This is a genomic window from Syntrophomonas sp. UBA5494 (genome assembly GCF_002426325.1).
The window spans coordinates 1-230 of the sequence record NZ_DIPG01000129.1 but is presented as its reverse complement, the minus strand read 5'-3'; the positions used below and the strand labels follow the sequence as shown (position 1 = coordinate 230).

The following is a 230-nucleotide window of genomic DNA, read 5'->3' as shown; positions in this document are numbered from 1 at the left end:
CAGCTCCTGGGAACAGGACTCTTATTCTATCTGCTCAGTATAGCGGGATTGATATATCTGGTCAGTATTAGCTTCGGCAGTCAGATTGTGGGTAAACTGGTGCGCGGCTATTCAGGTTTGGTGACCCTGCTGGTTTTCTTGGCATTGTTGTTCACCATACAAGACCTGGGATTGCTGGTGGGGAATGAGCTGGTTTCATTTCTCGGCATAGACTTTTCGATTCAATGGAC

At 47.4% G+C, this 230-nt stretch carries 1 protein-coding gene; it reads left to right on the top strand.

The window, feature by feature from the left end; all coding sequences use genetic code 11:
- Positions 1 to 230: hypothetical protein (locus B3W37_RS14470; RefSeq protein WP_483176226.1), on the top strand; the 230-nt coding region annotated here is incomplete at both ends.